Source organism: Subtercola sp. RTI3 (assembly GCF_035018625.1).
GTDB lineage: Bacteria > Actinomycetota > Actinomycetes > Actinomycetales > Microbacteriaceae > Subtercola > Subtercola vilae.
Genome location: NZ_JASJXO010000087.1, coordinates 1 through 7,348 on the forward strand (window position 1 = coordinate 1; position 7,348 = coordinate 7,348).

At 66.4% G+C, this 7,348-nt stretch carries 6 protein-coding genes; all 6 read left to right on the forward strand.

Annotated features, from left to right (window positions below):
- Window positions 1-54: 54 nt before the first annotated feature.
- The 6 genes from QN358_RS18270 to QN358_RS18295 all read left to right on the forward strand — a co-directional run bounded on the left by QN358_RS18270 (window position 55) and on the right by QN358_RS18295 (window position 7,262).
- Window positions 55-297, forward strand: a complete 243-nt coding sequence (locus QN358_RS18270; protein ID WP_323513204.1) for a hypothetical protein — start codon at window positions 55-57, stop codon at window positions 295-297.
- Window positions 298-305: 8 nt separating this feature from the next.
- Complete coding sequence (locus QN358_RS18275) at window positions 306-2,939, forward strand: hypothetical protein (protein WP_323513205.1); 2,634 nt, start codon at window positions 306-308, stop codon at window positions 2,937-2,939.
- Window positions 2,939-4,150, forward strand: a complete 1,212-nt coding sequence (locus tag QN358_RS18280) for a hypothetical protein (RefSeq protein WP_323513206.1) — start codon at window positions 2,939-2,941, stop codon at window positions 4,148-4,150. Before QN358_RS18275 ends, QN358_RS18280 begins: the two co-directional genes overlap by 1 nt.
- 38 nt (window positions 4,151-4,188) lie before the next feature.
- A complete protein-coding gene (locus QN358_RS18285) occupies window positions 4,189-5,241 on the forward strand; it encodes a hypothetical protein (RefSeq protein WP_323513207.1) in 1,053 nt (350 codons plus the stop codon).
- 174 nt (window positions 5,242-5,415) lie between these two features.
- Complete coding sequence (locus tag QN358_RS18290) at window positions 5,416-6,459, forward strand: hypothetical protein (protein ID WP_323513208.1); 1,044 nt, start codon at window positions 5,416-5,418, stop codon at window positions 6,457-6,459.
- Window positions 6,456-7,262, forward strand: a complete 807-nt coding sequence (locus QN358_RS18295) for a hypothetical protein (protein ID WP_323513209.1) — start codon at window positions 6,456-6,458, stop codon at window positions 7,260-7,262. The genes QN358_RS18290 and QN358_RS18295 overlap by 4 nt, the downstream gene beginning before the upstream one ends.
- The last annotated feature ends 86 nt before the right edge of the window (window positions 7,263-7,348 follow it).

Genomic DNA, 7,348 nt, shown 5'->3' on the forward strand with positions numbered 1-7,348 from the left:
CCCCCCCTTTTTTTTTCCACCCCCACCCCGCCATACCCGCTAGCGTAGCGTCTCGTGGGCTCGGAGATGTGTATAAGAGACAGCGCGTCGAACACCGCGGTGTACGACGCGAACGGATCTGTTGTCAGTGGTGCCGCGAGCGGCTCAGCAGTGGCCGTCTCGAAGCCCCTCGCCCTTTCCGACACCGGTTTCGGCGCCCAGCAGATCGTCATGACAGTGGCCGGAGCTCTGCTGCTCATCGCCATCGTTCTGCCGCCGTTGCTGTCGCGCCGGCTCAAACGAAACTCCCCGAGGTAGGCCCCGCCATGCCCATTCTGAGCCTGAAGTCTGCCTCCGTCTCCTCTTCCACCTCTTCCCCGCCGTCGGCACGGCACCGGATGCCCCGCCGCCGCTCCGCCGTACTGCAGGGCCTTTCCGGTGTGCTGGTCGGCGGCGCCGTGTTCGCTCTCGTCGCCCTCACCGGCGCCGTCATCCCGGCCCAGTCTGCTCGGGCCGATGTCTCGTCGGCGGTCACCGTCTCGGCCTACTCCCAAGACGCTGACATCGCCAACGCGCCGATGAAAGACCTCGTGGTGACCGTGTCGCAGACCAAAGACCTGATGGCCCAGGGCATCCAGGTCTCGTGGAAGGGCGGGCTGAAGTCAGAGGTGCCGAGCGGCCAGACCGGTGGCGCCAATTTCTTGCAGATCGCCCAGTGCTGGGGCGACCTGAACGGTCATACCGATGAGCCCGACCGTACAACGTGCCAGTATGGCGCTTTCAACACGCCCGGCGCGTCGCGAGACTCCTTCATCAGCCCGGGCACGACGGCTACCGCCGATCTGCAGTACACGGCGCCCAGCAGTGGGCCACTCGACCCCGCCTACACCTCGATCCCCTTCGTTTCGGCCACCGGCGTCACCGTCGCGTCGGTGGTGAACCCCCCGAAGGCGTACCCGAAGGGGTCGCCGAACATCAAAGACGAGTCAGTCGACGTCAACAACAACCAGTTCTTCACCAAGCAGACCAGCAACGAGATTTCGTGGGCGGGGTCGGGTGCCAACGGTTCGGGTTCGGTCAAATTCGAGGTGCAGACGGCCGCGCAGTCACCGGGTCTCGGGTGTGGTAGTCGCATCGCCGCCAGCGACGGCACAGAGACCGGCAGCTCGTGCTGGCTCGTGATAATTCCGAGAGGCACCGCCGATACGGGCGAGCAGAACATCACGAAGTCGGGCCTCTTCTTCGACGCCTGGAAGCACCGCGTCGCCATCCGTCTCGACTTCAAGCCCATCGGCGTGAGCTGCACCATCGGGTCGGCCGAACGCCAGTTGGCCGGCAGCGAGCTCGTCTCGGGGGCGGTGTCGTCGTGGCAGCCTGCGCTCTGTGGGGCAGCAGGCGGCGCGGCGTACACGATCATCTCTGGCAGCGAGTCTGACGCTCTGCAGGCGGCGAGCAGCACTGTGGAGCAACCCATGGCGCTCACCTCACGACCCTTGACGCAGACGGCCGACACGGGTGATCCGCTGATCTATGCGCCCATCGCGCTCACCGGTATCTCGATCTCGTTCGCCATCGATCGCGAACCGAGCGCCATCAAGACCATTCCGCAGGCCTCGACAGACAATGCTCGAACCCCTTTCACCTCGCTGAACCTGACTCCGCGACTGCTTGCCAAACTGCTGACCAACTCGTACCTCGACTCGCTTCCGACCGGTGCCGACAAATCGCAGATCAACTACAAGAGCCCGACCGACCCGGGCAACAACGCCCGAAACCTCACGCTCGACAAAGATTTTCTCGCCATCAACGATCCCGAATGGGCCGACCAGCAGATCACCTCGCCTGCCCTTGCCGACCTGCTCGAGCCGCAGGGCCGCTCCGACGCGGCCTTCGCACTCTGGAGCTACGTGCTCTCTGACCCAGAGGCCGTTGATTTTCTGGCCGGCAAGCCCGATCCGTGGGGCATGATCGTGAACCCCTACAGCTCGACCGATGCGTCGAAGAACCCAACCGGTGTCGCTCTCGCTCTGCCGCGCGACAACTTTCCCAAAGCCGACCCGGTTGAACAGCCCAAAGACCCGGCCGGAGCCGCTGCCGTGAACGTGGTCACCTGGCGCCCGTACACCAACGACTTCGACACGAGCGGGTACCTCATTCTGCGAGGCGACGGCCAGATTCTGGGGCCGTGGGATTCGCTGGCGGCGACACCGAAGTACACCAAGACAGCGCGGGCCCTGGCCGGTCTGCAGCGTGTGATCGGAATCACCGACACGGCGAGTGCGGCGAAATACCAGACCTTCTCCGCGTCGCTTCGCAACTCGGCCGGGGTCTTCGTAGCCCCCACCACGGCCTCGCTCAGCGCGGCCGGCGCGGCGATGACAGAGAATGCCAGCCAGGCGCAGGTCAGTCAGTTCGACCCCACATCGTCTGCCGCCCGTGCGACCCCGACGGCCTACCCTCTGACGCTGCCCGTGTACGCCGCAGTGAACCCGGCAATGGGCGACGACAGCCTCAGGGCCGACTATGCGGCGTTCATCCGGTATGCGGTGACCACCGGGCAGGTGTCGGGCACGGCGCTCGGGCAACTGCCGGAGGGATACGCGCCCATTCCGGCCGCGTGGCAGGGGCAGGCGCTCGCCGCCGCCACCATCATCGCGAACGGACCCCTCGCGACTCCCGTGGCGAGCCCCTCGCCCAGCCCGGTGTCGGCTCCTGCCGCCGCCGTCTCGAAGCCCGTCGCGGTGGCGGCCCTACCGGCGGTGCAGCCGGTCACGGCTGCCGCCCCGACGATCACCGACCCTGCCGCCACGGGCCAGACCGCCGCACCCCTGCTCGGCTCTCCCACGCCCGCCGACCCGCAGAACGGGGCCATCGCGGCAGCGGTACCGGCGAGCATCCTCGCCGGTCTTGGCGCAGCTTTCGCATTCCCCTTCATGTCGCGCATCAGGAGACGACCCTGATGCCCCCCATTCTTGGCCCGTTCACCGGCACCCTCGCGGGCTCCCGTGCACCCAAGTCGGCGCGCTCGCACCTGCGAATGGCCGGTCACCCCCGAAAGGAACTCATCACAGTGAAAATGAAGAAGATTGTCGCCATCGGCGCGGCAGTGGGCGTCGCCATCGCCGGTTTCGCTTTTGCGGCACCGGCCAACGCAGAACCGGTCTCCAACAGCTACGTGCTGGTGGGCTCCGACACGCTGCAGGACTCGGTGAACGCGCTCACGAACGGTACCTCGATCAGCGGTTCGTTCGTTCGTGTGACCTCGGCCGGTGCCACCGTCGGTTCGTTCGATGCGTTCGGCTCGTCGTCGATTCAGACCAAGCCCAACGGCCCGTACTTCGGCCGCCCCTCGGGCTCGGGTGCTGGCGTCAACGCGCTTCGCGCCTCGATCAACGGCACTGCGCTCTACTCGGGCAACGCTGCTGTTCCCACCAAGACCATCTCGGGCCAGGTCGACATCGCCCGTTCATCCAGCGGCCCCGGCGCCAACGCGAACGCCGCCGGCCTGCTGCTCTACGTGCCCTACTCCCGTGACGCCGTTTCGTATGCCTACAAGGGTGACAGCACGGCCATCGGCGCGCTGACCACCGCTCAGCTCAAGCAGGTCTACGAGAGCAACACCCCGGTCACCATCAACGGCACTGTCGTTGTTCCGCGTCTGCCGCAGGGCAGCTCGGGTACGCGTTCGTTCTTTCTTTCGGCCATCGGCGTGACCACGCTCGGCTCGACGGTGAACGACGTCAACAACACGACGCCGGAGAACGACGCTTCCGTGCTCGGCGCCAACGAGATCATCCCGTTCTCGGCCGCCAGCTGGGTCGCCCAGTCGAACGGCGCCACCGGCGTCAGCACCATCGGCACCACTGGCGTTCAGCTCGGCAGCACCAACGGCATCGCGCCGTTCACCGGAACCGGCACCGCGCTTGTTCCCAACTCGGCCTACTACTCGAGCACCCTCGGCCGCGACACCTACGTCGTTGTCGAGTACAAGCGCGTCAACAGCAACGACCCTGCGTACGACGCCAACCTCGCCGCGCTGATCGACCCCACCGTCGGCCAGAGCCTCACCAACTTCGGTTCGTTCGCCACCACCTCGGGTGCTGTGAAGAAGAAGTTCGGTTTCCTTGCCCCCGTCTCGACGACGGCGCAGCGCGCCTTCGCCACCATCTAACCCCCCGCGCACAGAAACTTAAGGAATACATACCCCTCATGTTCAAGACAAACGCCATTCGTGTGGCCTCGGTCGGCATCGTCGTCGCCGCCCTCATGGGTGCCACCACGACGTCTGCCTTCGCCGCTGACCCCGCTCAGCCGGTCAACTCCACCGCGCCGATCTTTCTGCTCGACGCAGCAACCGGCGACCCCATCGCCGCCGGTACGACCCTCGCCTTCAACAAGCAGGTCGTCGCTTCTCCCACCGCGACCAACGACGGCACCGTCGTCTACCCCGGTGTCGCCGACGCGACCGACGTGCGCACGTTCATCGCGCCCGTCGGCTCAGAGCGCACTCCGTCAGCATGGAGCGCGATCGCGCCCGGGGGTTTCTACCCCGGAACGCACGACGTGCTGCTGCCGACCATGACGCTCGACTCGCACACCAACGGCAACCTGGCTTCGGTCAAAGCCAACGGCGGTACGTACAGCCTCGGGTTCGCGCTCACCAACAACAACGCCCTGTCGATCGCCTCTGGCGCGGTCTACTACACGACCATCACGGTCACGCCGGTGACCGGTGCCTGGACCTTCGCGACGCCTGTCGCGACGGGCCCAGCGACGCCTCCGAGCGGTTCGTTCGACCAGAACATCGCGGCGACCACCGTTGCTGCGCAAGACGGAACGCTGAACCTCGTGTCGTCGGCCAAGACCACCAACGTCTTGAACGCAGCGACCCTGGTCAACAACCTGTCGACCTCCACCGGCACCGTCGGTAATTTCACGGTTCAGGATGGCCGTGTTGTGTCGCACCCGGGGTGGACTGTCACCAGCTCGGTGACCGACTTCACCAACGGTACCACCACCATCGACAAGAAGCAGCTCGGTATCACCCCCAAGGCCGGAGCCACCGCTCTTCCCGCCGGTGTGACACTCGCCGTTGCCCAGGCTGCCGGCTCTGCCGTCAACCCGGCGCTTCTCGCCTCGTCGGGTCTGACCGCCGCGATCGCCAGCACCGACCTCGATGCTGACCTCACGTTCGTCGCTCCTGCCGACAAGCCGGCCGGCACCTACACGGCCAAGCTCACCATCACGCTGGCATCGAAGTAACACCCGTTTCACCGTACTGATTGTGTGAAGGAAGGAGGGGCGTCCACTGGGTGCCCCTCCTTCTGGGGTGCAGTCGTCTCTCACCGGCTGAGCTCCGTTCACCTCTGGTTCAGCTGATTCACCCCGCCACGCCAACTCGATTTGGATCAATCTACTGTGCCCCTTCTCAGCAACGTGACTCGCCCGATTCGCCGCCCCCTCGGCCTCGCCCTTTCGGGCCTCTTCGTGGCCGGGTCGCTGCTCGTGGCGGCACCGACTCCTGCCGCCCACGCCGACGACGACACCTCTGGCATCTCCGGCGCGCCGGCCGGGGTGAACGGCGCCGACGGCCGTTCGCGCTTCAGCTACCAACTCTCACCGGGCCAGCATCTCGACGACCAGTACGTGCTTCGCAACACCGGTACGACACCAGAGACCATGAAGGTCTTCGCGACCGACGCCTACAACACCGACGACGGCGCATTCGGCCTGCTCGAAACCGACTCTGTACCCACCGACGCTGGGAGCTGGGTGTCGTTCACGGGTGGCGCGAAGACGCTCGAGGTTCCGCTCGACCCCGGCGCTACCAAGGTCATTCCCTTCAGCGTGGATGCCCCCGCCGACGCCTCACCCGGCGACCACGCTGCCGGAATCGTCATCTCGGTGCAGTCGGCGCAGGGCGCCATTCTCGTCGACCGGCGCGTTGCCACCCGGCTCTACGCTCGCGTGCCGGGAGCGCTCCAGTCCTCGCTCACGATCAGCAGCATCTCGGCGTCGTACAGCTCGGCACTGAGCCCGCTGCAGGGCTCAACCACTCTCACGTACACCATTCGCAACAACGGCAACATCGCGCTCTCGGCTCACATGGTGGCGGGTGTGAACACCTACTTCGGAATCGCGGCGGCCAGCCCTGTGCGCCAGGATCTGGCAGAGATGCTACCAGGAAGCACCCGCACGGTCTCGCTGACGGTTCCCGACGTGGGTCAGCTCGGCTACCTCAATCCGTACGTCAGCATGGCGCCGTTCGTCGACGGTGACGCGCTCGACCCGGGGGCGCTGACGAACGTCGACCGCGACACCGTCACGCTGGCCATGCCGTGGTGGCTCATCATCCTGCTGGTGATCGCTCTCATCGTGTACGCGATCATTCGACTGCGTCGCCGTCGAGACGAGAAGATCGCCGCGGCGTGGCTCGAGTACACCGAGGCAGAAGCGCGTCGCCACGCGGTGGTGCAATGACGCCGAAAGCCACTCGGGTGACCCGGCGGATGCTCGTCGCCACCTCCCTCGGTGCGCTCACTCTGGCAGCAGCACTTGCCGCGGGTCTCGTACCGGCTGCAGCGTTCGCAGCCGATGACCCGTCGATCGGAATCACTGTGACCACGGTTCCCGTGGCGCCCGGTGCCGCGGCAGCGGGCACTGCGTCTGCGGGCTCTGCGGGTTCGGGTTCGGGCACGGGGACGGGCTCAGGCGCGGGATCGGTCGGCAATGGCAGCACCGTTGTCACACCCACCGCGCACCCGAGCGCCGCACCCGTGGCCAAGGCCGGCGAATTCGACCTCGGCGGCCTCATCTTCATCAGCGGCGTGAGCTCTGAATACAGCTGGAGCATCAACCCGCTGGCGGGCGAGCAGCACGCCCTGTTCACCGTGCACAACGTGTCGAGCACCACTATCGACTCCACGGCCACCTTTTCGATCGTCGGCCCGTTCGGAAACATGATCGGCGGCCCCCAGACGGTGGCCATCGCCGGTCTGAAACCCGATGAGACCCGCTTGATCGACGCGACTCTCACCGGGCTCGGGCAGTGGAGCTTCTTCACCACCCACGCCACCTTCACGCCTCCGGCAACCGTGCAGGGTACCGCCCTCTCGCCTCTCACTCGCGATGGTTTCATGTTCGTGCTGCCGTGGTTTCTGCTCGTTCTCGTCATCGTGGCGCTCGGTGCCTCTTCTGTGGTGCGCATTGTTCGCGGTGCCGGCGAGGAGTCGACGGATGCGGGTGCCCCCGAACCCGTCGGTGCAACCGGGCTCACGGCATGACGGTCACGTTGTCGGCCGGTGGGCCGCCAGCCGACGCACCGGCGCTGCCGCCCTCTTCGCCTCCACCGCCCCCTGCGGCCCCCGGC

What these genes read in the sequence shown, in the direction of transcription:
- QN358_RS18275 (WP_323513205.1), top strand. Translation starts at nt 306, where the DNA reads ATGCCCATTCTGAGCCTGAAGTCTGCCTCCGTCTCCTCTTCCACCTCT.
- QN358_RS18280 (WP_323513206.1), top strand. Translation starts at nt 2,939, where the DNA reads ATGCCCCCCATTCTTGGCCCGTTCACCGGCACCCTCGCGGGCTCCCGT.
- QN358_RS18285 (WP_323513207.1), top strand. Translation starts at nt 4,189, where the DNA reads ATGTTCAAGACAAACGCCATTCGTGTGGCCTCGGTCGGCATCGTCGTC.
- QN358_RS18295 (WP_323513209.1), top strand. Translation starts at nt 6,456, where the DNA reads ATGACGCCGAAAGCCACTCGGGTGACCCGGCGGATGCTCGTCGCCACC.